19 protein-coding genes are annotated in these 25,250 nt (G+C 65.4%); 15 read left to right on the top strand and 4 right to left on the bottom strand.

Features of this window, described 5'->3' with window-relative positions; translation table 11 throughout:
- Positions 1 to 158: 158 nt before the first annotated feature.
- The 11 genes from epsL (at position 159) to Herbaro_RS09080 (ending at position 15,055) form a co-directional block, all read left to right on the top strand.
- Positions 159 to 1,496 carry an XrtB/PEP-CTERM-associated polysaccharide biosynthesis outer membrane protein EpsL gene (gene epsL, locus Herbaro_RS09030; protein ID WP_275013480.1) on the top strand — a complete coding sequence of 446 codons (1,338 nt, stop codon included), beginning with the start codon at positions 159 to 161 and terminating at the stop codon, positions 1,494 to 1,496.
- A gap of 10 nt (positions 1,497 to 1,506) precedes the next feature.
- On the top strand, positions 1,507 to 2,922 hold the full coding sequence (locus tag Herbaro_RS09035; protein ID WP_275013481.1) for an undecaprenyl-phosphate glucose phosphotransferase: 1,416 nt from the start codon (positions 1,507 to 1,509) through the stop codon (positions 2,920 to 2,922).
- 118 nt (positions 2,923 to 3,040) lie between these two features.
- Positions 3,041 to 3,970, top strand: coding sequence for an EpsD family peptidyl-prolyl cis-trans isomerase (locus Herbaro_RS09040; RefSeq protein ID WP_275013482.1), 930 nt, complete (start codon positions 3,041 to 3,043; stop codon positions 3,968 to 3,970).
- Between the two features lie 80 nt (positions 3,971 to 4,050).
- A complete protein-coding gene (epsE, locus tag Herbaro_RS09045) occupies positions 4,051 to 4,839 on the top strand; it encodes a polysaccharide export protein EpsE (RefSeq protein WP_275013994.1) in 789 nt (262 codons plus the stop codon).
- Positions 4,840 to 4,909: 70 nt separating this feature from the next.
- Positions 4,910 to 6,310 (top strand): chain length determinant protein EpsF, encoded by a 1,401-nt coding sequence (epsF, locus tag Herbaro_RS09050; protein WP_275013483.1) that lies wholly within the window; start codon positions 4,910 to 4,912, stop codon positions 6,308 to 6,310.
- Between the two features lie 55 nt (positions 6,311 to 6,365).
- On the top strand, positions 6,366 to 7,247 hold the full coding sequence (epsG, locus tag Herbaro_RS09055) for a chain length determinant protein tyrosine kinase EpsG (protein ID WP_275013484.1): 882 nt from the start codon (positions 6,366 to 6,368) through the stop codon (positions 7,245 to 7,247).
- Between the two features lie 23 nt (positions 7,248 to 7,270).
- Entirely contained in the window at positions 7,271 to 8,911 is a 1,641-nt protein-coding gene (gene xrtB, locus Herbaro_RS09060) for an exosortase B (protein ID WP_275013485.1), read from the top strand.
- A 140-nt stretch (positions 8,912 to 9,051) separates the two neighbouring features.
- Positions 9,052 to 10,482: an O-antigen ligase family protein gene (locus Herbaro_RS09065; protein ID WP_275013486.1), complete on the top strand. Its 1,431-nt coding sequence runs from the start codon at positions 9,052 to 9,054 to the stop codon at positions 10,480 to 10,482.
- Between the two features lie 74 nt (positions 10,483 to 10,556).
- On the top strand, positions 10,557 to 11,813 hold the full coding sequence (locus Herbaro_RS09070) for a glycosyltransferase family 4 protein (RefSeq protein ID WP_275013487.1): 1,257 nt from the start codon (positions 10,557 to 10,559) through the stop codon (positions 11,811 to 11,813).
- Positions 11,810 to 12,940, top strand: a complete 1,131-nt coding sequence (locus Herbaro_RS09075) for an acyltransferase family protein (protein WP_275013488.1) — start codon at positions 11,810 to 11,812, stop codon at positions 12,938 to 12,940. Before Herbaro_RS09070 ends, Herbaro_RS09075 begins: the two co-directional genes overlap by 4 nt.
- A 45-nt stretch (positions 12,941 to 12,985) precedes the next feature.
- The gene (locus Herbaro_RS09080; protein WP_275013489.1) at positions 12,986 to 15,055 is read left to right on the top strand and encodes an acyltransferase family protein; all 2,070 of its coding nucleotides are present in this window, start codon (positions 12,986 to 12,988) and stop codon (positions 15,053 to 15,055) included.
- A 53-nt stretch (positions 15,056 to 15,108) separates the two neighbouring features.
- On the opposite strand, the gene Herbaro_RS09085 is transcribed toward Herbaro_RS09080, so the two are convergent.
- Complete coding sequence (locus tag Herbaro_RS09085; RefSeq protein ID WP_275013490.1) at positions 15,109 to 16,515, bottom strand: Atrophin-1 multi-domain protein; 1,407 nt, start codon at positions 16,513 to 16,515, stop codon at positions 15,109 to 15,111.
- Positions 16,516 to 16,813: 298 nt separating this feature from the next.
- Between Herbaro_RS09085 and Herbaro_RS09090 the strand changes: the two genes are divergently transcribed.
- From Herbaro_RS09090 to Herbaro_RS09100, 3 genes are all read left to right on the top strand, one after another.
- The gene (locus tag Herbaro_RS09090) at positions 16,814 to 18,001 is read left to right on the top strand and encodes a glycosyltransferase family 2 protein (RefSeq protein WP_275013491.1); all 1,188 of its coding nucleotides are present in this window, start codon (positions 16,814 to 16,816) and stop codon (positions 17,999 to 18,001) included.
- Positions 17,988 to 19,187, top strand: coding sequence for a WecB/TagA/CpsF family glycosyltransferase (locus Herbaro_RS09095; protein ID WP_275013492.1), 1,200 nt, complete (start codon positions 17,988 to 17,990; stop codon positions 19,185 to 19,187). The genes Herbaro_RS09090 and Herbaro_RS09095 overlap by 14 nt, the downstream gene beginning before the upstream one ends.
- Before the next feature lie 304 nt (positions 19,188 to 19,491).
- A complete protein-coding gene (locus tag Herbaro_RS09100) occupies positions 19,492 to 20,907 on the top strand; it encodes a mannose-1-phosphate guanylyltransferase/mannose-6-phosphate isomerase (protein ID WP_275013493.1) in 1,416 nt (471 codons plus the stop codon).
- 68 nt (positions 20,908 to 20,975) lie between these two features.
- On the opposite strand, the gene Herbaro_RS09105 is transcribed toward Herbaro_RS09100, so the two are convergent.
- From Herbaro_RS09105 to Herbaro_RS09115, 3 genes are read right to left on the bottom strand one after another with little or no spacing between them, the layout of a single operon-like run.
- Positions 20,976 to 21,935, bottom strand: a complete 960-nt coding sequence (locus tag Herbaro_RS09105; protein WP_275013494.1) for a beta-1,6-N-acetylglucosaminyltransferase — start codon at positions 21,933 to 21,935, stop codon at positions 20,976 to 20,978.
- Between the two features lie 7 nt (positions 21,936 to 21,942).
- On the bottom strand, positions 21,943 to 22,947 hold the full coding sequence (locus tag Herbaro_RS09110) for a polysaccharide pyruvyl transferase family protein (protein ID WP_275013495.1): 1,005 nt from the start codon (positions 22,945 to 22,947) through the stop codon (positions 21,943 to 21,945).
- Positions 22,944 to 24,287 carry a lipopolysaccharide biosynthesis protein gene (locus Herbaro_RS09115; RefSeq protein ID WP_275013496.1) on the bottom strand — a complete coding sequence of 448 codons (1,344 nt, stop codon included), beginning with the start codon at positions 24,285 to 24,287 and terminating at the stop codon, positions 22,944 to 22,946. The genes Herbaro_RS09110 and Herbaro_RS09115 overlap by 4 nt, the downstream gene beginning before the upstream one ends.
- A gap of 397 nt (positions 24,288 to 24,684) precedes the next feature.
- On the opposite strand from Herbaro_RS09115, the gene Herbaro_RS09120 reads away from it, so the two are divergent.
- Complete coding sequence (locus tag Herbaro_RS09120) at positions 24,685 to 25,215, top strand: serine acetyltransferase (protein ID WP_275013497.1); 531 nt, start codon at positions 24,685 to 24,687, stop codon at positions 25,213 to 25,215.
- Positions 25,216 to 25,250: the final 35 nt, after the last annotated feature.

Genomic DNA, 25,250 nt, shown 5'->3' on the forward strand with positions numbered 1-25,250 from the left:
TTTGTCGGCGATGCGCGAAGGTGAAACTTCCTGCCTTCCTACAAGCGCTATCGAGGTTCTCCGATTGACGAACCATCCGTGTTTTTGCATTAACACATATTTTTACACTTCGCAACAATTTTCTCCAATTTTTTTTGATTAATTGGCGAAAATGATGCATGATGAAATCTGATTTTTCCTGTTGCGACGCAGCAATGCTGGCGCCGGAAGTTGCCATTGTTTTAAAAGACGAATTAAAAAAAGAAAGGACATTGGGAAATATGGCATGGCAGGTTAACCCTTGGAGTACCCGTCGAAAGCGCACGCAAGTCCTTGCTTTGATTGCCTTTGCGACCATGAATCAGGCGCGCGCCGCAGATCCGGACCAGGTCGTTACGCCCTATGCGCAGTACTCGATTCTCTATGACGACAATTTGCTGCGGCTGCGAGATCCCGCCGCCGCGCAAGCTGCCGTAGGCACGACCCAGATGTCGGATTACGTCCACTCCACGCTGGCCGGGATCCGCTTCGACAGGATGTTCAGCCGCCAGCACATCAAGCTGGATGCAAGCGTCAACAAGAACAGTTTCGATTACTTCAAGCAGTTCGATAACAACGGCCGCGATCTCAACGCCTATTGGGGCTGGGCTCTCGGCGAGCGCCTGACGGGCGACATCGGGTATGTGTATTCACAGGCCCTGACGCCGTTCCAGAACCTGCGCGTGCTGGAGAAGAACATCCGCACGATGCAGACCAAGTACGCGACCGTCGCCTGGCAGCTGCACCCGGACTGGACGGTGCGTGCACAGTACTCGCGTTTCGGGCTGGACTATGACCTTGCTTCGCAGCAGGCCAACAACTTCACCCAGGACATTGCCGACCTGGGCCTGGATTACACGGCGCGCAGCGGCAGCATCGCCGGCGTGGTCGTGAGGCATACGAAGGCCAACTACCCGGAATCGACCATTCTCGGCGGCGCGGCCATCAACAATTCGTTCACCCAGGACGAGCTCAAGGCGCGCGTGATGTGGCTCTACAGCGCCAAGACCAAGCTGCAGTTCCTGGGCGGCTATGTCACCCGCGAGCGCGTGAACGGCGGCTCAGCGGATTACAGCGGCTTCAACGCGCGGCTCATTGCGGATTGGCAGGCAACTGCGAAGACCGCGTTCAAGTTGAATCTTTGGCGCGAGATCGGCGGTCTGAGCGACGTGGACGCCAACTATGCGCTGACCAACGGCATCAGCCTGGCGGCGACGCTCAAGTCGTCCGAGAAGCTGAGGTTCGACGGCTCGTTCGACTACCAGCGGCGCAACTACAACGGCGCGGCAGTGATTACGGGCGTGACGCCTTCCAACCGGAAGGACAAGTACCAGAAGGCCAGTTTGAGCGTTACCTACTACCCGACCAGATCGCTGTCGCTGATGTTTGGGGTCTATCGGGAAGATGTGCAGTCGAACATCGACAGCTTCGGCTATGTCTCCAACGGAATGGCATTGACCACGCGCTATGAGTTCTGAGGCCCCCAAAATGAATAATGAAATCCACGACACTTTGCCCTTGGTCAACGTCAAGCCCAACGTGATCGTCATGGTCTTCAAGCGCTTGCTTGAGCCGGCCCTGATCGTGACCTACCTGTGGGTGCTGGTGCGCCTGAACGGACTGTCGTTCACCGGCGACTACTGGGTGCTGGCCATCATGGCCTTCTTCATCAGCTCCTATTTCTTCTCGGAATTCCACGAGCGCCGCCTGCGCCGCAATCCCAAGGGCGTGCACTCGGTGACGCCGATCTTCGTCGACTGGCTGGCCGTGGTGGCGGTGCTGGGCCTGATCGGCTACTTCTGCGAGTTCTACCAGCAGTTCTCGTCGCAGGTGATCAGCGCCTGGGCGATCGGCACGCCATTCGGCCTGATGATCTCGCAGTATGCGCAATCGCGCGTGATGCGCGACCTGCAAACCAAGGGCGAGGTCAGCAAGGCGATCATCATCGGCGTCAATCCCGCCGCCCTGAAGATGGCCGAGCGCATGGAAAATTATCCGGCGCTGATGATCAAGCTGATGGGCTTCTTCGACGATCGCGAGATCAACCGCCAGCCGCAAGGCACCTTCACGCCGCTGATGGGCAAGATGTCGGACGTGGCCGCCTACGTGCGCAAGCACAACATCAACATGGTCTACATCAGCATGCCGATCTCGGCGCAGCCGCGCGTGCTGCAGATGATCGACGAGCTGCAGGACACCACCGCCTCGATCTACTTCGTGCCCGACATCTACATCTTCAACCTGATCCAGGCCCGCTTCGACTATGTCGGCGGCATGGCGGTGATGGCCATCTGCGAGACGCCGTTCACCGGCATGAACAATTTCGTCAAGCGCGTCAGCGACGTGGTGCTGGCCTCGATCATCCTGCTCATGCTGCTGCCGGTGCTGATGGTCATCGCCATCTGCGTCAAGGCGACCTCGCCGGGGCCGGTCATCTTCAAGCAGCGACGCTACGGCCTGGACGGCGAAGAGATCGTGGTCTATAAGTTCCGCTCCATGACCGTCATGGAAGACGGGGCTGCCGTGCAGCAGGCCCAGAAGGGCGACATGCGCCTGACCAAGATCGGCGGCTTCCTGCGCAAGAGCTCGCTGGATGAATTGCCGCAGTTCGTCAATGTGCTGCAGGGGCGCATGAGCATCGTCGGGCCGCGCCCGCATGCGGTCGCCCACAACGAGCTCTACCGCAAGCAGATCAAGGGTTACATGCTGCGCCACAAGGTCAAGCCGGGCATCACCGGCTGGGCCCAGGTCAACGGCCTGCGCGGCGAAACCGAAACGCTGGACAAGATGAAGGCCCGGATCGAATTCGACCTGGAGTACCTGCGCCGCTGGTCGCTCACCTTCGACCTGTGGATCATCGTCCAAACCGTGCATCTGGTGCTCAAGCGGGAAAACGCCTACTAGCAACAAATAGAAAGGGCGGCTCCTGCAACGATGACAAGTATTGCGGCGCTTTGCGGCCGCAATGCGGGGTGGTGGCCGCCTGGTCGCTCAACGAGGTATCGAATAGAAGGTTCAGAGGATGACAACAAGAACACATCAAGGACAGTTCGCCGCCACGGGCGCACTGAGGATCGCAGCCGGCGTCGTGTTGCTGGGACTGCTGGCCGCCTGCGGCAGCAAGAACGAAGCCTCCTCCGGGCAGGCGCTGGCCAGCGTCGACGGCAAGGAAATCACGGTGCACCAGCTCAATGCGGAGCTGGGCCGGGGCGGCGCGCGCGAAGCCAGCAAGCAGGTGCTGGACGGGCTGGTGGCGCGGCAACTGCTGATCAACGCCGCCAGGAAGGAAAAGCTGGATGCCAATCCGGCCGTGCTGGCCAACATGGAGCGCGCCAAGGACCTGGTGCTGGCCCAGAGCTATGTGCAGATGAAGCTGGGCAAGCCGGCCCGGCCCACGCCGCAGGAGATCGACGATTTCTACGCCAAGCATCCGCAGTGGTTTGCGCAGCGCAGGCAATTCGAATTTTCGGAGCTGGTGATCGGCGCCGCCAATCTCAGCGACGAGCTCAACGCGCTCATGGTGGGTACGCGGCCGCTGGACGAGATCGCGTCCTGGCTCAACGCCAAGCGCATCCCGTTCACCCGGCTGCAGGTGACCAAGACTTCGATGGACTTGCCGCCCGCGATGCTCGACGAGCTCAAGACCATGGAGCGCGGCCATCTCTTCATCGTCAGGGAAGGTGAGTCGGCGATCCTGGCTTCACTGGCCGACGTCAGGAGCGCGCCGCTGTCGCAAGTCGCGGCCGCTCCTCAGATCGAAGGCTACCTGATGGCGCAGAAGCAGGGCCAGATCACCGACCAGGCGCTCAACCAGCTCAGGGCCGAAGCCAAGATCGACTACTTCGACAAGGCCAAGTCGCTCAAGGACCAGGCGCCCGCGCAGGCGGCGGCCGAGCCGGCGGCTCCCGCCCAGGGCGACGCGGTGTCGCGCGGCCTGTCGGGCATCAAGTGAGGGCGCCGCTTTCACCCTTTCGAATCCGCAATGTGGACCAACCGACGTATTTACAGACGCAATCCGGAGTTAAAAAAATGATGAAAAAAATCTTGTTCCTGCTCGCCGGCCTGATGATTGCCGGATTCGGCTCCTCCGCCGTGGCCGACAACATTCCGCTGGGACCTGGCGACGTCATCCGCGTCAACGTCTACGGCAGCCAGGATCTCACCCTGGAGACCCGCGTCAGCGAGGCGGGAACCATCAGCTATCCGTTGATCGGCGAAGTGCAGGTGGGCGGCTTGTCCACCTCGCAGGCCGAGGCCAAGATCGCCGGCCTGCTCAAGAAGGGCGGCTACCTGGTCAATCCCCAGGTGAACATCCTGGTCACCACGCCGCAGAGCCAGATGGTGTCGGTGCTGGGCCAGGTCTACAAGCCGGGACGCTATCCGCTGGACGGCCGCCGCAACATCGCCGATGCGATCGCGCTGGCCGGCGGCGTCAATCCCGACGGCGGCGACGTCATCACCATCGTGCGCAACGTCAACGGCCAGATCACCCGCACCCCGGTGGATATCTACGCCGTGACCCACAACGGCGACACCACCGAGCTGCCGACGATCTCGGCCAACGACGTGATCTACGTGGAACGCTCGCTGCGCTTCTACATCTATGGCGAGGTGCAGCGGCCCGGCATGTACAAGCTGGAACGCGGCACCACCGTGCTGCAGGCGCTGTCGGTGGGCGGCGGCCTGACCCCGCGCGGCACCGAGCGCGGCCTCAAGGTCAAGCGTCGCGAACCGGACGGCGCGCTGCAGGAAATCAGCGTCAAGAAGGAAGACCTGCTGCAGGCCGACGACATCGTCTACGTCAAGGAAAGCTGGTTCTGACCGGCGCGGCGAGTCCAACGAACAACCCCGGTCCGCGCGCGGTGCGGACTGTTTGCCAGGAGTATCGAGAATGAACCTATCCCAGTTTTTGCTGATCCTGCGGGCGCACCTGAAGATCATCATGCTGATCTTCGGCGTCACCGTGGTCGCGGCCCTGGTGGTCAGCCTGCTGCTGCCCAAGACCTACAAGGCGACTTCCTCGGTCGTGCTCAACTACAAGGCCAACGACCCGGTCACTGGGCTGGTGATGACCGCCCAGGCGCTGCCGGGCTACATGCCCACCCAGGTCGACATCATCAACAGCCGCAACGTGGCGCTGGCGGTGATCGACAACCTCAAGCTGACCAATGAACCCTCGGTCAAGGAAAGCTATGCCAACAGCGGCACCACGACCGACATCCGCAACTGGCTGGCCGACATCCTGCTGCGCAACCTGGACGCGGTGGCCTCGCGCGACAGCAGCGTGATCGACATCACCTACAAGGGGCGCGATCCGCAGTTCGTGGCGACCATGGCCAATGCCTTCGCCGAGGCCTACCAGCAGGTGAGCATGCAGCTCAAGCTGGACCCGACCCGCAAGGCCTCGTCCTACTTCAACGACCAGATCAAGATCCTGCGCGACAACTACGAGAAGGCCCAGGGGCGCCTGTCGAAGTACCAGCAGGAGAACGGCATCACCAACCTCGACAACCGCATGGACGTCGAGAACAATCGCCTCAACGACCTCTCCACGCAACTGGTGGCGGCGCAGGGCGCCCTGTCTGAAGCGCAGTCGCGCCGCCAGGCGGCCGGCACCGGCAACTCGCCCGACGTGCTGGCCAACCCGCTGGTGCAGAACCTGAAAGCCAACGTCGCCGCCTCCGAGGCGCGCTTCGCGCAGGCCGCCAAGCGCCTGGGCACCAACCATCCCGACTACCTGAACGCCAAGGCCGAACTGGATGGCCTGCGCGCCCAGTTGAACGCGGCGATCGCCTCCACGTCGGCCAGCGTCGGCACCAACGCCAGCATCCTGCAAAAGCGCGAGGCCGAGATCCGCGGCGAGTTCGATGCGCAGAAGAAGAAGGTGCTGGACCTGAACCGCAGCCGCGACGAGCTCTCGGTATTGCAGCGCGACCTCGACAGCGCCCAGCGCGCCTACGAGCTGACCTCGCAGCGCTACATGCAGACCAACCTGGAAGGCCAGTCCAACCAGTCCGACATCTCGCTGCTGGCCAGCGCCGTGGCGCCGACCGGCCCTGCCAGCCCGCGCATCTTCATCAACCTGGTGCTGTCGATGTTCGTCGGCCTGATCCTGGGCGTGATGGCCGCGCTGGGCCTGGAACTGATCAACCGCCGCGTGCGCTCGGAGGTCGACCTGATCGAAGGCCTGGGCCTGCCGGTGTTGGGCAGCATCGCACGCCCCAGCTTGCATAACAGGCGCGACCGCCGGCCGGCGCTGGCCCGCAACATCCGGTCGCTGCCGGCGGCCTGAGCCGCAGCGGCGAGGTTTCCTCGATCGTCAACGCATACAACGAATCGGAATTCATATGGACACTGCAATCCTGATCAGCAACAAGGCCAGCAACGCCTTGCCGAGCCGCTCCATCGGCGCCATCCTGATCGACATGGGCAAGCTCACGCCGGACAAGGCCGAGCGCATCCTGCGCCTGCAGCGCGAGCGCGGCATGCGCTTCGGCGACGCCGCCATCCAGCTCGGCCTGCTGAGCCAGGACGACATCGATCACGCGCTGTCGTCCCAGTTCGACTATCCCTACCTGCAAAAAGGCGAGAGCCGCGTCAGCGAGGAAGTGGTGGCCGCCTACAACCCCTTCAGCCCGCAGGTGGAAACCCTGCGCGCGCTGCGCAGCCAGCTGATGCTGCGCTGGTTCGACGCCGACAACGGCCACAAGGCGCTGGCGGTGACCAGCGCCGGTAGCGGGGAAGGGCGCAGCTTCCTGGCGGCCAATCTCGCGGTGGTGTTTTCGCAGCTGGGCGAGCGCACGCTGCTGATCGACGGCGACATGCGCAATCCGCGCCAGCATGAGCTGTTCGGGCTGGACAACCGTTACGGCTTGTCGGCCGTGATCGCCGGCCGCGCCGGCGCCGCCGAGTCGATCCACCGCGTGCCCGCGCTGGTGGATCTCTCGGTGCTGACCTCGGGTCCGACGCCGCCCAACCCGCAGGAGCTGCTTGGCCGCGCGCCCTTCGCCGAGCTGCTGCAGCAGCTGGCGCCCAGCTATGACGCGATCATCATCGACACGCCGCCGGGCGTCGAATGCGCCGATGCCCAGATGGTGGCCGCGCGCACCGGCGCCGCGCTGATGGTGGTGCGCAAGAACGTGAGCCACATCGCCGGCGTGCGCACGCTGGCCGATACCCTCGCCGACGCCCACGTGCATGTGGTGGGCAGCGTGCTCAACGAGTTCTGACGGCGGCGCTGGCCGGGCCGACGATGACCATCGAACAGACCTATCCGCTGCAAGGCAAGAAACTCGGCCTGTCGCCGTGGCTGGTGATCGCGGCCGGCCTGGCGGCGATGTACGTGCCCAGCTTCATCGACCTGTTCCAGGGCGTCTGGGGCACCGACCGCAATGCGCACGGCCCGATCGTGCTGGCCGTGGCCTGTTGCTACCTGTATGTGCGCGTGCGCCAGTTGCGCGAGGAAGGGCTGGTCGAACGTCGCCCGGCGCCGCTGGCCGGCGGCCTGTCGCTGCTCTTCGGCCTGCTGTGCTTCACCCTGGGACGCTCGCAGACGGTGCTGTTCCTGGAGGCCGGCTCGCTGATCCCCATCCTGGCCGGGCTGGTGCTGATGTTCTTCGGCGCGCGCACCTGCCGCCGCCTCTGGTTCGCGTTCTTCTTCATGCTGTTCATGGTGCCGCTGCCGGCGTCGGTGGTGGACCTGCTGACCCAGCCGCTGAAGATCGGCGTGTCCTATGCCTCCGAGCATCTGTTGCGCGCCTTCGATTATCCGATCGCGCGCAGCGGCGTGGTCCTCTACATGGGGCAGTACCAGCTGCTGGTGGCGGACGCCTGCGCCGGCCTGAACTCGCTGTTCACGCTGGAGGCGCTGGGCCTGCTGTACATGAACCTGGTGCGGCACCAGTCGCTGTTGCGCAATACCGCGCTGGCGCTGCTGATCGTGCCGATTTCCTTCACCGCCAACACGGTGCGCGTGGTGGTGCTGGCGCTGATCACCTACTACCTGGGCGATGCGGCGGGGCAGGGCTTCCTGCACGGCTTCGCCGGGATGTTGCTGTTCCTGGTGGCGCTGGCCCTGATCATCGGCATGGACAGCGTGCTGCGCGTGGTCGCCGTGCGCCATGCCCGCTGGCGCGGCGTGGCCGAACCGGAGGCGGTTCCGCGCGTGCGCCAGCCGGCGCGCCAGGAGCGCGGCGCCTTGTTCGCCATCGGCTTGCCATCGGCGTTGCTGCTGGCGCTGGGCATGGCGGCCTCGGTCGCGGTGGCGCACATGCTGGCGCCGCATGAGGCGCAGGTGGTCAAGAGCGCCCGGTTCGAGGCTTTCGTGCCGCGCCAATTCGGGCAATGGCGCGAAGTGCCGTCGCCCTATGTGCAGGTCAGCGTCGATGTGCAGGACGGCACCGACCGCAGCTACGAGCAGCCCTATGACGACGTGCTCAGCCGCACTTATGTCAACGGCCGCGGGGAGCAGGTGATGCTGGCGCTGGCCTATGCCAACGAACAGATGCAGGACGTGAAGATCCATCCGCCGGAGGCGTGCTACGTCGCCCAGGGCTTCGTGATGGTGGACGGCGCGCCGCTGGCCATGCGCACGGTTACGGGCCGCGAGATCACCGGCCGGCGATTCCTGGCGCGCAACAACGACCGCCTGGAAGCGGTCAGCTACTGGATGCGCATCGGCGACGCCTTCCCCGACGGCGGCCTGGCGGCGCGCTGGAAGATCTTCACGGCGGGCATGGCGGGGCGCATTTCCGACGGCATCCTGGTGCGCGCATCGAGCCTGGTGCAGGAGCCGGCGCAGCAGGCGGGCGCCTATGCGCTGCAGCAGCGCTTCCTGCAAGACCTGGAGGCGGCGATGCAGGGCGGCCATCCGGGCCTGATGGCGCCCGTATGAACTGATATCCGAACGGCCGCGGTTCCGCCGGAACCGTGCTCAATTTTCATCCACGCCGCGCGCAGCGGGACGTGGCCAGGCAATGGCCGCGCAGCGACCGTCGCGCCGGCACTTGCGGCCGCACGCAGAGGAATAAAAGCATGAAGAAAACCTACCTCGAAACATCGCAGCTGATGATCCTGGCCGGCGCGCTGCTGGTGTCGATCCTGATCGGCATGGCGCTGCCGGTGTTCACCGGCCTGCTGGGCGACAGCTACGCCAAGCTGGCCGCGGTGCCGGCGCTGTTCATCCTGGGCGGATTGTTCATCTTCAATCGCCGCCTGCTGCTGTTGATGATCTTCTTCTTCCGCGCCTCCGGCGACATCGTGCTGGAATCCACCCGGGTGGGCGGCACCGGCGGCGTCGGCCTGGGCGGCGCCATCAACGCCCTGATCATCCTGATCGCCTTCCTGTTCGTGGTGGAAAAGCCCAAGCTGCTGCCGCGCCGCGTGATCGTGCCGTGGCTGGTGCTGATGGCGGTGGCCTGCGCCGGCGTGGTGATCTCGCCCGACCGCGGCGCGGCGATCAAGATCGTGCTGTCGCTGTCGTCCTATTTCGCCGTGTTCATCTGCGCCTTCTACGTGGTGCGTTCGCCGGAAGACTTCCGTTCCATGATCCGCCTGATGGTGGCCTCGTCCGTCATTCCCGCGCTGTACGCAATCGTCAATACAGCCTTGCACGCCAGGGGCGGGCTGGCCGGCTTTCGGCTTCAAAGCACCTTCGGCCACCCCAACATCTTCGCCTTCTACCTGACCCTGATCATTTCGCTGGGCCTCTACATGGTCAAGAACAAGGCGTTCGCGCTGGGCCAGTTCAAGCGCTTCGCGCTGGTGGGCTACATGGTGGGACTGTTCGGCCTGCTGCTGCTGACGCAGACGCGCAGCGCGTGGATCGCCTGCTTCCTGCTGTTCGCGGTGTACGGCCTGCTCTTCGAGCGGCGCTACCTGGTCTATCTCGCGGTGCTGCCGTTGCTGGCGCTGCTGGTGCCCAGCGTGCAGGAGCGCGTGATGCAACTCGACGCCGGCAATACGGTCCAGACCTATGCCAAGCTCAATTCCTTCGCCTGGCGGGTCTACCTGTGGGAGTCGGGCTTGAAGTGGATGTCGGTGTCGCGCTACCTGACCGGTTACGGCGTGGAGTCCTTCCCGTATTACTCGCAGGTGTTCTTCCCGCTGGCCGGCAGCACCAAGTGGGGCGCGCACAGCGTGTTCGTGCAGTGGTTCTTCGACACCGGCATCATCGGCACGCTCGCCTATCTCGCCGTGTTCTTCCAGGTGCTGCGCATGCTCATCAAGCTGCATGCGCTGGACCGCCTGGGCGCGGTGATCCTGATCTGCACCCTGATCGAATACCTGGTGGTCTCGGCCTCCGACAACCTGCTGGCCTACCTGGCGTTCAACTGGTACTTCTGGCTGCTGCTGGGCATGGGTTGTTCGGTCTATTTCAACAGCGAGGCCTTCCAGCGCGAACAGGTGAAGAAACCTCGCGCCGCGCGCCCAGCCGGCGTGCAGCAAGGGCTGCGCCGGGCCTGACGGCGGCGCGCCCCGCATCGCCCCGGCCCGGCGTGTCCGAACGCCGGCCGGCCAACATTGCCACAAGAGATGACATGCCCACAAAAATAGCCTACTTCATCAACCAGTATCCCAAGGTGAGCCACAGCTTCATCCGGCGCGAGATCGCCGCCGTGGAGGAGCAGGGCTTCGCCGTCCAGCGCATCGCGCTGCGCGGCTGGGACGCCGAGATCGTCGATGACGACGACCGCGCCGACCGCGAACGCACGCAGTACGTCCTGCGGCGCGGCATGGCCGGCCTGCTGGCGCCGCTGGCGCGCCAGCTGCTGGCGCGGCCCGGCCGGTTCTTCGCGGCGCTGGCGCTGGCCTGCAGGATGGCCGCGCGCGGCGAGCGCCCGCTGCCGTATCACCTGGTCTACCTGGCCGAAGCGGCGCAGGTGGTGGAGTGGACTGCGGCCTTCGGCGCGCATCATATCCACGCCCACTTCGGCACCAATTCGACCGAGATCGTGATGCTGGCGCAAGCCTTGGGCGGCCCCTCCTACAGCTTCACCGTGCACGGCCCGGAAGAGTTCGACAAGCCGCATGCGCTGGGCCTGGACGAGAAGATCCGCCGCTCGGCCTTCACCGTGGCGATCACCTCGTTCTGCCAGAGCCAGTTGTACCGCTGGGTGGAACAGGACGCCTGGAGCAAGATCGAGATCGTGCATTGCGGCCTGGATCGCGGCTTCTACGCCGACGCTCCGGCCCAGGCCTCGATCGCGCCGCGCCTGGTGTGCGTGGGGCGCCTGTGCGAGCAGAAGGGCCAGCTGCTGCTGGTGGAGGCCGCGGCGCAGTTGCACCGCAAGGGCATCGCCTTCGAGCTGGTGCTGGCCGGCGACGGCGAGATGCGCGCGCAGATCGAGGAACGCATCCGCCGCCACGGCCTGCAGGATCGGATCCGCATCACCGGCTGGATCAGCGGCAAGCAGGTGCGCGATGAGCTGCTGGCCGCGCGCGCGCTGGTGCTGCCCAGTTTCGCCGAGGGCTTGCCGGTGGTGATCATGGAAGCCATGGCCTTGCGCCGACCGGTGCTGACCACCTATGTGGCCGGCATTCCCGAACTGGTGCTGCAGGGCGAGAACGGTTGGCTGTTCCCCGCCGGCGACCTGGAGCGGCTGACGGCGTCGATGGAAGAATGCCTGGCCGCCTCGCCAGAGCAGCTGGAGCGCATGGGCGCGGCGGCGCAGGCGCGCGCGGTGGAACGCCACTCGATCGGCACCGAGGCCGCCAAGCTGGCACGCCTGTTCACGCTGCATGCGGCGCCGCAGGCGCAGCGCGCGCACGCGCCGCAGCCGGAGGGCGCGCAATGAGCCTGGCCCACGTCAAGGAGCGCGAAGCCGCATCCCGCGCGGCAGTGCCGGCGCCCGAGCGGGCCGCGGACAGCCTGGTGCATACCAAGCACAAGGAGATCGCCTCGCTGGACGGCTGGCGCGCCGTGGCCATCGCCATCGTGTTCCTGAGCCACGCCGGGCTGGGCAAGATCATTCCCGGTGGACTGGGCGTGACGATCTTCTTCTTCCTCAGCGGCTACCTGATCACCACGCTGCTGGTGCGCGAGTTCACGGCCAGCGGCGGCATCAACATCCGCCATTTCTACGTGCGCCGCGTGCTGCGCCTGACGCCGCCGCTGCTGCTGGTGCTGGCGGTGACCTACCTGCTGACGCACTACGGCCTGTTCACCGGGCACGCCGCCTGGAGCGGCTTCTTCGCCCAGCTGTTCTATTTCGCCAACTACTACGTGCTGTTCTTCGACGCCGGCAACGCGGTGCCGCAGGGCACCGGCGTGTTCTGGTCGCTGGCGGTGGAGGAGCATTTCTATTTCGTCTTCCCGGCCTTGTTCATGCTGCTCATGCGCCGCGCCGATCATCGCCGCATCCCGCTCTACCTGTTCGGCCTGTGCCTGGCCTTCCTGGCGTGGCGCTACTACCTGGTGGCGGGCGAGGGCGTGTCGATGGAGCGCACTTATTACGCTACCGACACCCGCATCGATTCCATCCTGTTCGGCTGCATCCTCGCCACGCTGCAGCTGCCCGAGAGCCTGCGCGCCACCCTGCAGCGGCCCGCCCTGCGCATGGCCGGCGTCGGCGCCGGAGTCTTGCTGCTGCTGCTGTCGCTGCTGGTGCGCGATGCGGTCTTCCGCGAAACGCTGCGCTATTCGGTGCAGGGCATCGCGCTGATCCCGCTGTTCTTCTATTCGGTCACCCGTCCGGACAGTTTCCCGTTCCGCTGGCTCAACCTGCGCTGGGTGCAGCGGCTGGGGATCTATTCGTATTCGATCTACCTCTCGCATGAAATCATGCTGAGCAACGTGGATTGGGTGTCCGCCAACCCGGCGCTCAACATCGCCGCGGCGCTGGTGTTTTCCCTGCTGTTCGCCATGCTGGTGGATCGCTTCATCGACGCGCCGCTGCGCGCTGTTCGCGCGCGATTCCGCTGATTCCGCTGAGTCCGTTTGTTCCAACGCAAGATTGGAGGCACATACGTGCTATTGATCAATAAGAACGATGCCGGCCAACCGGCAAACCTGAAGAGCCGCCCCGGGGAAGCGGCAGGAGAGGCCGCGCCGGCGGCGATCCAATCTCCGCATCCGGGGCTGCATCCCAAATACCGTCCCGACATCGACGGCCTGCGCGCCGTCGCCGTCGGCTCGGTGGTGATCTTCCATGCCTTCCCGGAGTGGTTCGCCGGCGGCTTCATCGGCGTGGACATCTTCTTCGTCATCTCCGGTTTCCTGATCTCGCTGATCATCTTCAACAACCTGGAGCACGGCCGTTTTTCCATCGTGGATTTCTACGTGCGGCGGGTCAAGCGCATCTTCCCCGCGCTGATGACGGTGATGACGCTGTGCCTGGCCGCCGGCTGGGTAGTGCTGTTCGCCGACGAATACAAGCAGTTGGGCAAGCACCTGTTCGGCGGCTCCACCTTCATCTCCAACATCCTGTTCTGGCGCGAGAGCGGCTACTTCGACAACTCGGCCGAGACCAAGCCGCTGCTGCACCTGTGGAGCCTGGCCATCGAGGAGCAGTTCTACCTGTTCTGGCCGCTGCTGCTGGCCTTCGTGTGGAAGCGCCGCTGGGGCTTCCTGCGCATCATGGCGGTGATCGCGGCGCTGTCCTTCGCAATCAACATCTACCTGATCGGCTACGACCAGACCGCGGCTTTCTATTCGCCGCTGGCGCGCTTCTGGGAGCTGATGGTGGGCGGCGCGCTGGGCTACATCAACCTGCACCGCCAGGATCTCAACGGCCGCCACAAAAACCTGCAGGCCTGGTTGGGCGTGGCGCTGCTGGGCGCGGGCTTCGTCCTGATGGACGGTTCGCGCGCCTTCCCCGGCTGGTGGGCGCTGCTGCCGGCGATCGGCGCCTTCCTGCTGCTGTCGGCCGGGCCGCAGGCGTGGTTCAATCGCACCGTCCTGGCCAGCAAGCCGATGGTGAGCATCGGCCTGATCAGCTATCCGCTCTACCTCTGGCACTGGCCGCTGCTGGCCTTCTCCGCCATCATCGCCGGCCAGACCGCGCCGTCGTCCTGGCGCGTGGCGGCGGTAGGCGCGGCGCTGCTGCTGTCGTGGCTGACCTTCCGCTTCATCGAGCGGCCGCTGCGCGGCTCCGGCAACCTGCGCGTGGTGCTGGCGCTGCTGGCGGTGAATGTCGCTGTCGGCCTGGGCGGCATGGCGATCTACCTGAACGACGGTTTCGGCCAGCGCGCCATCAACAAGAAGCTCGACTACATTTCCGAGAACGACATCTTCGAAGGCTCGCGCAATTCGGACGGCAGCTGCGCGCGACTGAACGGCATGCCAGGCGTGGACGAAGAGGTCTGCCTCTCCAACTCCTCGGCGCCGCGCACGCTGTTCGTCGGCGACAGCCACGTCATGGCGCTGCATTCGGCGGTGTTCGCCGGCCAGGTCAAGATGCCGGCCATGATGGTGGCCGGCCATGCCTGCCGCGTTTATCCGAACCTCCCGTATGAGGCTACGCACCGGCTGCGCTGGTCCAACAATTGCACGGCGATCGCCAACGAGGCGATCGCGGTGGCCGGCAAGCTGCCCTCGATCGACACCGTGGTCATCAGCGGCGCCTACCCGCGCGACAACCTGGAGCGGCCCTCCGAATACGCTGCCGGCGGCCGCACGCTGAGCGCGCGCGAGGCCTTCCTGTCCGGCTACGGCGCGCTGATCGACAGCTTCATCAAGGCCGGCAAGCGGGTGGTGTTCATGGCCGACGTGCCTTACCTGAAACTGGACCCGCACGCTTGCGTGAACCGTTTCGAGGACGGCGTCTCGCGCGAATGCGCCTTTACCCAGGCCGAGCACAAGAGCATCCGCAAGGACTACGACGCCGCCGTGGCCGAGCTGCAGCGCCGGCATCCCGGCGCGGCCTTCTTCGATCCGGAGCCGCTGTTCTGCCGCGACGGCATGTGCCGTTCCAAGCTGGGCGACGCCTATCTCTACAACGACACCCAGCACATCAGCCTGGCGGCCTCCAAGCAATTGCTCGACGAGATGCGCAAGCAGGGCTTGCTGTCGCCGCCGGCAAAGGCGCCGGGCCAATGAAAAGGCCCCGCCTTCCATGAGGAAGGCGGGGCCCTTGGCGGCGCGCCGCGGCCTCAGTCGGCCTTGATCAACTCGCCGCTGACGGAGGAGGCGCCGCCGGCGCCGCTCCTGGCATAGATCGCCAGCGCCGGCGTGATGGCGCTCCAGGTGAAGGTCTTGCTCTGGCCGTTGTCGAGGTAGCCGGTGTCGACCATCATCTTGCCGGCGGCCTGGTCGTAGACCGAGAAGCGCAGCTTGCCGCCGCCGGTGGTGCGGGCCGTGATCTTGTAGCTGGCGCCCATGACCGGCTTGGCCCAGGTCACCGCGTTCATGCCCCGGTTGCTGTAGTTGACCACTTCCGAGGCGGACGAGGCGGCCGGGAACACCACCGCCTGGTCCCAGGAGCTGAACTTGCCCAGGGTGCTGCCGGATTGCTGGGTCCAGGTGCCGCGCATGGAGAGCAGGTTCAGGTTCTGGGTGGGCGTGAAGGTCTTGCCGTTGCCGTCGATCCAGCTGGTGGCGCTGGCGCGGCGCAGGCCGGCGCGGATGACCTGCAGTTCGCTGGCCACGGTGTTGTTCCAGCCGCTCGGGTGCAGGTTGTAGGCGGCGCCGATCTCGACATAGATGACGAAGGGCGTGCCGGTATTGGCGTCGACGATATAGGCGCCGTAGCGCTTCAGGGTCTCGGCGATGCGGCGCAGTTCGGGGTCGGTGAGCTTGCCGGTGTCGAAGGACGGCGGCAGCATCACCAGCGCGCCTTCCGGGAATTTTCCGCTGTTGAGCTTGGCGGCGTTGGTATCGGCCGAGGTGGCCGGGAACACGTAGGTCGGGTTGGGCGAGAGGCCGTTGAAGGTCAGCGACATCGCCAGCGCATGCGGATAGAACTCCGGCTTCTGCGCGGCTTCATGGATGCGGATCAGCCCGCCCGAGGCCGGTACCCCGGTGGCGCGCGCGCCCTGGTAGTAGTGGCCGGGATCGGGCCAGCCGCGGCCGTTGAGGCGGGCCCACGAATATTGCGCGGCGGTCCATTGCGTGCCTTGCTGCTTCAACTGCCAGAACGAATGGATGATGTTGTTGGCCGGGTCGACGATATCGGCATGGCCGTCGGAGCCGGGCGCCGGCTTGGCTGAGGCCGGCCAGTGCGGGATGGTGACGTCGTGATAGTTCTCGTCGTCGGTGTTGAACAGTCCCTTGCTGCCGGCGGCGCCGCTGACGGTGACCGGCGGATCCTGCGGCGAAGCCAGGTAGACGCCGGTGGAGTAGGCGTTGGCGGTCACCGCCGGGAAGTAGCTGGAGGTCGGGATGGCGTCCTCGCCGAAGCTCGGGTTGACCGGCCTGCTGTTCCACAGCGAGTCGGCCGCGAACGGCTTGAGGTAGGTACCCCAGTCATCGGCTGCAGCCGCGGGCGAGGCGCAGGTCCAGACTGTGCCGATCAGCACGGCCATGGGGACAAGGCGAAGCGAGCGTGGTTGAGGTTGCATCAAGGCTCCTTTGGGTTGAGCGGGATGAGGTGATGAAAGAGGCATGTTGTTGTCGTTGTAGAAGCTGCGGCCCGGCGCCGCGAAAACAAAACCACGATGCATTGACCGTCCAATCGGCGGTGCGTTTCGAAATCTTTTGGCCGAGCGGAGATTCACATGGAATTTTTTCGATGATGAGCTCTCCAAAAATAGATGCGATGCGACATGGATCTCCATGCAAGCGCTACCGACGCTGACGATGAGCTTCCACGCGGCATTGCGAGGATGCCATCAAGGCACGTAACAAAGGAAGTTCGACATGATTCTTGCGCTGCAATATCTCCTGCTGCTGGCCTTGCTGGCGCTGGCCGTCCCGGTGCTGGTGCTGCTCACGCAGGTGCTGGCCGCGCGCTATGCGCGCGCCGTCATATCGCCCGCCAGCCAGCGTCGCCCAAGCGTGGCGGTGCTGGTGCCGGCGCACAACGAGGCTGCCGGCATCGCCGAAGTGGTCAATGGCATCCGCGCCCAGCTGCAGCCGGGCGACCGCCTGCTGGTGGTCGCCGACAATTGCACCGACGCCACCGCAGCGCTGGCGCGCGGGGCCGGCGCCGAGGTGAGCGAACGTTTTCATGAGACGCAACGCGGCAAGGGCTATGCGCTGGACCATGGCATCGGCCGCCTGGCGGCGCAGCCGCCCGAGGTGCTGATCATGGTCGATGCCGACTGCCTGCTGGGCCGCGGCGCGCTGGACCGCATCGCCCGCGTGTGCGCCGACAGCGGCCGTCCGGTGCAGGCGCTATACCTGATGCATGCGCCGGAGAGCAGCGGGCCGATGCGGCGCATCGCCGAGTTCGCCTGGGTCGTGAAGAACCTGGTGCGGCCGCTGGGCTTCCACAAGCTGGGCCAACCCTGCCAGCTGATGGGCACCGGCATGGCCTTCACCTGGGAACAGATCCGCAGCGCCGAACTGGCCAGCGGCCATATTGTCGAGGACATGAAGCTGGGCGTGGACCTGGCCGCCGCCGGCCGGGCGCCGCTGTTCTGCCCGGACGCCATGGTCTACAGCTTCTTCCCCAGCAGCGACAGCGGCGCCCAGACCCAGCGCACGCGTTGGGAGCATGGCCACCTGAGCGTCATCATGAGTTACGTGCCGCGCCTGCTCGCGGCGTCTTTCAAGACCGGCAACAGCGCGCTGGCGGCCTTGGCGCTGGACCTGTGCGTGCCGCCGCTGGCCTTGCTGATCGTGATGACGGCAGTGGCCTGGAGCGTCTCGGCGCTGACCTGGCTGCTGCTGGCCTGGTCTTGGCCGCTGGCGCTGGCCACGGTGCTGCTGCTGTCCATCGGCGCGTCGGTGCTGCTGGCCTGGTCGGGTTTCGCGCGCCAGGTGCTGAGCCTGGGCGAACTGATGGCCGCTTTCGGCTACGTGGCGCGCAAGCTGCCGCTTTATTTCAAATTCGTCTTCAACCGCCAGGTTGAATGGGTGAGGTCAAAACGTGACTCTGAATAACGCTCAATGGCTGGAGCCTGCGCTGCCCGATCCTTTGCTGGAAGAGGAGGCGCCCGCATCGCCCAAGCACGCGCTGCCGGATTTCGAGCGCGACGTGTATTGCATCCTCGGCTTGCCGTTCGACCGCGTCAGCCTGGAGCAGGCCGGCGGCATCATGCGCGGCGCGGCCGCCTCCCGGCGCCGCTGTTTCCTCTCCACCCCCAACCTCAATTTCGCGGTGGCCTGCATGGATGACGCCGCCTTCAGGAACTCGGTGATCCAGAGCGATCTGTCGGTGGCCGACGGCATGCCGCTGGTCTGGATCGCCAAGGCGCTGGGCCTGCCCATCCGCGAGCGCGTGGCCGGCTCCTCGCTGTTCCAGGCGCTGCGCGAGCGACGCGCCGGCGCGGCGGAACAGCCGATGCGCGTGTATTTCTTCGGCGGCCCGCCGGGCGTGGCCGAGGCCGCCGCCGAGCGCCTCAACGCCGAGCCTTCCGGCATGCGCAGCGTCGGTTTCGCCGCCCCCGGTTTCGGCAGCATCGAGCAGATGAGCGCGCCGGCGGCAATCGCCGCCATCAACGACAGCGGCGCCGATTTCGTGGTGGTGGCGCTGGGCGCGAAAAAAGGCCAGGCCTGGATCCAGCACAACCTGAAGCATCTCAAGGCGCCCCTGGTCAGCCACCTGGGCGCGGTGGTGAATTTCGTCGCCGGCACCGTCTCGCGCGCGCCCAAGTGGGCGCAGAAGACCGGGCTGGAATGGCTGTGGCGCATCAAGGAAGAACCCAAGCTGTGGCGCCGCTATCGCGACGACGGCGTGGCGCTGCTGACCCTGCTGGCGCAGCGCGTGCTGCCCAACGCCTGGGAGTCGCGCCGTCGCCGTCCGGATTCGGAGGCCTTCGACCAGGCCGGCATGCGCTGCCGGCGCGATCGCGGCGATTGCGAACTGCTGCTCTCCGGCGCCATCGGCGCGGCCAATATCGCCCGTCTGCGTCCGGTCCTGAAGGATGCCGCCCAGGCCGACGAGCCGGTGGTGGTCGATTGCGCGAAAGTGACGCATCTCGACGCCGCCGCGCTGGCCGCGCTGATGCTGCTGTACGGCCATTGCGTGGCGCGCGGCCGTCCGTGGGCCGTGATCAATCCCGATCCCGCGCTGCGCCGCCAGTTCTACCTGCATTGCGCCGAGTACCTGCTGCGGCCGCTGGCGTGAGCCGCGCGCAGGCATGGTTCATTCTTCACCACAACATTGAGGCAGGCATGAGAGAAATTAAGTCGGAGCAGGGTGGAACACCGCACCGCAGCGCGCCGCACGCGCGCGCCGGACTGGTTCCGGGCAGCCGGTTCGAGTACACTTGCGGGGCATCGGACACTGTCCTCGAAGACACTGAATTGCCGGTCGTGGCCGGATCCTCGATATTGGCAGTCGAGCAACGACAAAACAACCCTTGGAACGATGCGCGCGGCGCTCTGCGGACGCCGCGCAACGAGCTTCTGCAAGCCAGGAGAACCTGAACATGAAAATCTATCCCGTCATCCTTTCCGGCGGCGCCGGTACCCGACTGTGGCCGCTGTCGCGCGCCGCCTATCCCAAGCAGCTGCTGCCGCTGGTAAGTGAGCAAACCATGCTGCAGGAAACCGTGACCCGCGTATGCGCATGGCCGGAGGCGCTGGCGCCGGTGCTGGTGTGCGGCAACGAGCACCGCTTCATGATCGCCGAGCAGATGCGCGAGATCGACGTGCGTCCGCATGCCATCACCCTGGAGCCGCAAGGCAAGAATACCGCGCCGGCGGTGGCGGCCGCGGCCTTCCAGCTGCTGCGCCAGGATCCGGAAGCGGTCATGCTGGTGCTGCCGGCAGATCACGTGATCAAGGACCGCGCCGCCTTCCACGAGGCGGTGCGTCGCGCGATGGTTTCGGTCGGGCAGGGCGCATTGGTGACCTTCGGCATCCAGCCGTCCACGCCTGAGACCGGCTATGGCTACATCCTGCGCGGCGAGGCGCATGGCGACACCGGCAACTTCGCGGTCGACAGCTTCGTCGAGAAGCCCGACCTCGAGCGCGCCCAGGCCTTCCTGGACGACGGCCGCTACTACTGGAACAGTGGCATGTTCCTGTTCCGCGCGCGCGATTTCCTCGACGAGCTGGAGCAGCATCGTCCGCTGATTGCCGCCGCCGTCAAGGAAGCCGTGGCCAAGGCCTATGCCGACCTCGATTTCTGCCGCCTGGACGAGGCGGCGTTCGCCTCGTCGCCGTCGGAGTCGATCGACTACGCGGTGATGGAGAACACCCGGCGCGCCGTGGTGGTCCCGGCCGACATCGGCTGGAGCGATGTCGGTTCCTGGAGCGCGCTGCTGGATGTGATGCCGGCCGACGCCGACGGCAACGTGGTGCGCGGCGACGTGCACCTGGATCAGGTCTCCAACAGCCTGGTGCGCGCCGAGAGCCGCATGGTGGCGGTGCTGGGCGTGCAGGACCTGGTGGTGGTCGAGACCGACGACGCGGTCCTGGTGGCGCACAAGGACAAGGCGCAGGACGTCAAGGGCATCGTCGACAGGCTCAAGCAAAGCAAGCGCAGCGAGCATGTGCACCACAAGCGCGTGTTCCGCCCGTGGGGCAGCTACGAGAGCGTGGATTCGGGCGAGCGCTTCCAGGTCAAGCGCATTACCGTCAAGCCGGGCGAGAAGCTGTCGTTGCAGATGCATTACCACCGTGCCGAGCACTGGGTGGTGGTGAGCGGTTCGGCGCTGGTGACGCGCGGCGACGAAACCACCTTGCTGAGCGAAAACGAATCGATCTACCTGCCCATCGGCGTCACCCATCGCCTGGAGAATCCGGGCAAGCTGCCGCTGCACCTGATCGAGGTGCAGTCCGGGAGCTACCTGGGCGAGGACGACATCGTGCGTTTCGACGACGTCTACAAGCGGGCCTGAGCCTGCGCCGCAGTTGAAAAAAAGGAGAGCCGGGGCTCTCCTTTTTTCATTGCGCCACCGCGCTCGGGTCAGCCGTTGATGGCCGCCACCGGAATATCCATCACTACCTCGCCGGGCGGATGCGCCTTGCGCCGGTTGGCCGCGAACAGCGCCTCCACCACCTCCCAGGGCTCTTCGTCGAACTTGCGCGCGAACAGCACCTCGCCGCCGGGCGTGGGGCAGTTATGGTTGGCCGAGTTCATCACCACCGGTTGGGCGAAATGTTCGAGGTGGAATTCCTTGAGCGTGTCCGGGCTCATCTGGTTGGGCCGCCAGTTGGTGTAGGTGATGCTGGGCGCCAGCGTGCCGGCCAGGTGGGAGTTGCCGAGGATGGTCTGGAAGAAGAACTCGTCCGAGCAATCCACGTGATGGCAGAAGCGCACGAAACGGCGATGCTCCGCCGCGTAGTCCAGCATGTAATGGCAGGCGCGGCCGGTGACGGCCCACCACTGCGATCCGGCCATCGGCTGCAGCTCGCCCAGGGCCGCGCGGTAGTCGCGCAGCGGCGCGTATTTGTTGATCAGGTCCTGCAGCGACCACTTCAGCCGCAGCAGCGGCCGGGCGCGGCGCAGCCAGTAATGTTCCAGGCGTCCCAGGCTCTTGCCGTAGTCGTCATTGGGCATGGGGAACGCTTCCATGAAGTTGGCGTCCGGCTGGCGCGCGAAAAAGTCCTCGATGTAGCCGGTCGGCTGCACCGGCAGCGTCGAGCCGGACAGCAAGACCACGCGGGTGAAGCCCGAGTCGTGCCGCATGGCCAGCGCCATCATGTCCAGCGTGGCCTGCACCAGCGAGAAATCTCCCCAGGCGCCGCTCACGCGGCGTTCGCAGAAATGCACGCGCGGCTGCGCCCTGAGCGCCTCGAAGCTTGCGATGTCGGCCTTGCTGTCGATGTGCACGAAGAAGCCGGCGCGCTCGGAAGAGAGTTCGCCCACCAGCCGCGACAGCAGCCGGGGATTGTTGTGCGCAAGGATCAGGTAGGCAATCTTCATGGTCGCATCACTCCTTGACCAGGGTGGTCAGCGGACTGTTGGCGGTCCACTGGTTCATGTAGGTGGAATTCTTGCCGTAGCTGTTGTCGATGACGATGTTCTTCTTGTCCATCAGGCAAGAGAGGATATGGCCGTGCAGGCGATCGGTGACGATGGTCTCGTGATCGGCGAACAGGCGCACCGCCTTGCCCATGAAGCGGCGCGAGACCGGCACCCAGAACCACAGCGCCAGCCGGGTCAGCGCGCGATCCCAGCCATAGCGGTCGAAGCGCCACTCCAGCTTGGCGAACAGGGTCATGAGGCGGCGCTCGTCGCCGATCACGTCGACCCAGTCGGTGGTGGTGCGGATAGGCAGCTGGCGCAGGCTCTCGGGCGTCTTGGGTTTTTCCGGATCGACGCGCTGGATGCGCACATAGCCTTGCGCCGCGCCGCCGCTGTAGCGGATCGGATAGAGATGGTGCGCCATGTCGGGCACCAGGTAGACCTTGTCGGTGAACTCGTGGGCATATCGTTGCGACACGGTATCGCGCACGAACAGGTGCAGGTCGGGATGGCGCGAGATCACCGCCGCCGATCGGGCGCGCGCCTCGGCCGAAGAGAAGAACACCGTCTGCGGCATCAGCAGGATGCGGTTGTCGGGGAAGGCCGCGATCAGCTTTTCGCGCAGGTCGTGGATGCTGCCGTAGATGTCGCCGAAATTGCCGCCGCCGTGGAACACCAGCACGTCGCCGGGGCGCACCCATTGGTGTTTGAAGTAGTAGGTGTTGGATACGGTCGCCGGCGACAGGCCGTGCTCCTTGAAGAAGCGCACCGTGCCCAGCATGATCAGCAGGTCGCCGATGTTGTCGTGCACCGGGATGTCGATGTAGTGGAAGCGGCGCCCCTGCAGCAGGGAGGCGATCGCCGCATGGTGCTGCTTGAGCCCCTGCATGATCTCGCGGTGCTTCTGCAGGGCCGGCTGTTCCTGCATCAGGTCTTGGCGCGGAAGGCCGCCGGCCTGGATGGTGCTCATACGGTTTCTCCCTTGCTGACGCGACGTGCTTGCAGGCGCGCTTTGATCATGGACAGGCCTTTCTGTAGTTCGTCCCTGGACGGGAACAGGCGCGGCACCGGCTCCTTGAGGACGTAGGGGTAGATGGCCAGCGTGATGGCCATGCGCAGCGCGGCGCCCAGCAGCATCAGCAGGCCCAGGTAGACCGAGATGTTTTCCTTGGGCAGGAAGGGCAGCAGCGCCACCACGGGCAGCACCGAGATCAGCTGGCGCACCAGCACCAGGCCCGGGCGGCCGGCGGCATTGAAGCGTTGCGCCAGGGTCCAGCCGGCGCCGGAGACCACGCACTCGAACATCAGGATGCAGAAGGTCGGCGTGACCGAGGCGAACTTGGGGCCGTACACCAACTGGATCAGCCAGGGCGAGAGCAGGGCGCCGATGCCGGCCAGCGTCAGCATGGGGATGAAGGTCAGGCGGAAGGCGATGTTGATGCTGTGGGTCAGCTCCTTCTCGTCGCGGCCGGCGTAGCGCGAGTAGAGCGCGGTGTTCATCGCCTCGAACAGCACGCCGATCAGGCGCGAGGTGGTGAAGGCCAGCGAGTAGTAGCCGAACTCGACGATGGTGCCGACCTTGAGCAGGTAGACCTTGTCGAAGTTGGTCAGCGCCAGGCCGATCAGCACGGTGCCGTGCTGGTTGAAGGCGTACTTGAGCAGATGGCCGCTGGAGGCGGCGCGCGGCTGCTGCTGCGGGTCGCCCTGCGGATGAACGACAGGGCGGAACACGTTGCCGCTGGCCCAGCGCAGGCACAGCGCGATCAGCAGCAGCGCGCAGACCAACTGGCCGACCAGCACATAGACGAACTCGACCGGACGGAACGCCAGGAACAGCAATGCCAGCGCCGCCAGGTTGAGGACCACGCCGACGATGCGGGTGACGTTGAGGAAACTCAGGCTGGGCTGCATCTGGGTCAGGTTGACCAGGTAGTTCTGCAGCGCCGTCACCAGCGCGAAGCCGGTGATGAGCGCCATGTGTCCGCGCAATTGCGGATCATGGTTGAACAGCAGGCCGCCCAGCGCCAGCACCGCGGCCAGCGCGCCGATGAACAGCGCCGAGAGGAACACGAAGCGCTTCTGATGGAATTGCTGTCCGGCGCCGCGGTGGTAGATGTAGCTGAAGGCCAGACCGCAGGCGGCGACCGAACTGGAGAGGGTGACGATCAGCACCGCGCCCGAGAGCAGGCCCCGGCCTTCGGGGCCGAGCATGCGCGCGGTCAGCACCGAGATGAAAAAGCCGATGGCGGTGACGCCCACCGTGGTGAGCAGGGTCTTGCCCGAGGATTTGACGATTTCTTTGAATGACATTCGGCGTTTGGCGTAATGATGACTTCAACGGGCGGGATACCTGCTGCTGAGCTTGCGCGACCGGGCTTGCGGGCGCTGCGTATCCCTCGTTTGCGTTGTTGCGAATGCGGCTGCCGGCATTGCCTTGCAGGCGGCGGATCGAGCTGGCTGGTCGTGGAATCCCCAGCCGGGAAGTTCGCCGTCGGGGTGTGGATACCCTCGGGCCGGCGCCTTGAATGTTTCAAATTGTTGCGGCGCACATTGGTTATTGACGAGATAAAACCGCAAGCTTTGAGGTCTCGTTCTAGAAAATAATTCCCTTCCCGCAGAACTTTTTGTGTTCTGCCGAGCTCACTGTATCTATAAAAATGAAAGCGGGCCGCTCCGGCCTGCCTCTGTCCGATAGGAAACAATCGCCATGAGCAGAGACCCGGACTGGGATGCGGATTTGTTGCGCTACAACATGCGCCGTCCCTTCCTCAAGGAACAGTCGATCTGGGCGATCTGGGTGTATCGCTGGGGCCGCCGTATCGAGGCCCGTCCACCCGGATTGTCGAGGAAGATCCAGAACGCCTTCTACTGGATCGCCTTTCGCTTCGTCGAAACCGCCTTCGGCATCAGCCTGCCGCGCACGGCCAGGATCGGTCCCGGCCTGCGCATCTGGCACTTCGGCAACATCTTCCTGCACGGCGACGTCGTGATCGGCTCCGGCTGCACGTTGCGCCAGGGCGTGACCATCGGCAACCGGCGCGAAGGCGGGCCGGTGCCGGTGATCGGCGACGGCGTCGAGTTCGGCGCATATGCCCAGGTGTTCGGCGCCGTGCACATCGGCGACGGCGGCAAGGTCGGCGCCATGTCGGTGGTGCTGGATGACGTCCCGCCCGGCGCCACCGCGGTGGGCGCGCCGGCGCGCATCGTCGCGCGCGAGGCGCTGGCCCTCAGGAATTGAATCAAACCGCTCAATGCGCTGGGCTTACCCAGCGC

It is taken from the genome of Herbaspirillum sp. WKF16 (assembly GCF_028993615.1).
GTDB lineage: Bacteria > Pseudomonadota > Gammaproteobacteria > Burkholderiales > Burkholderiaceae_D > Herbaspirillum.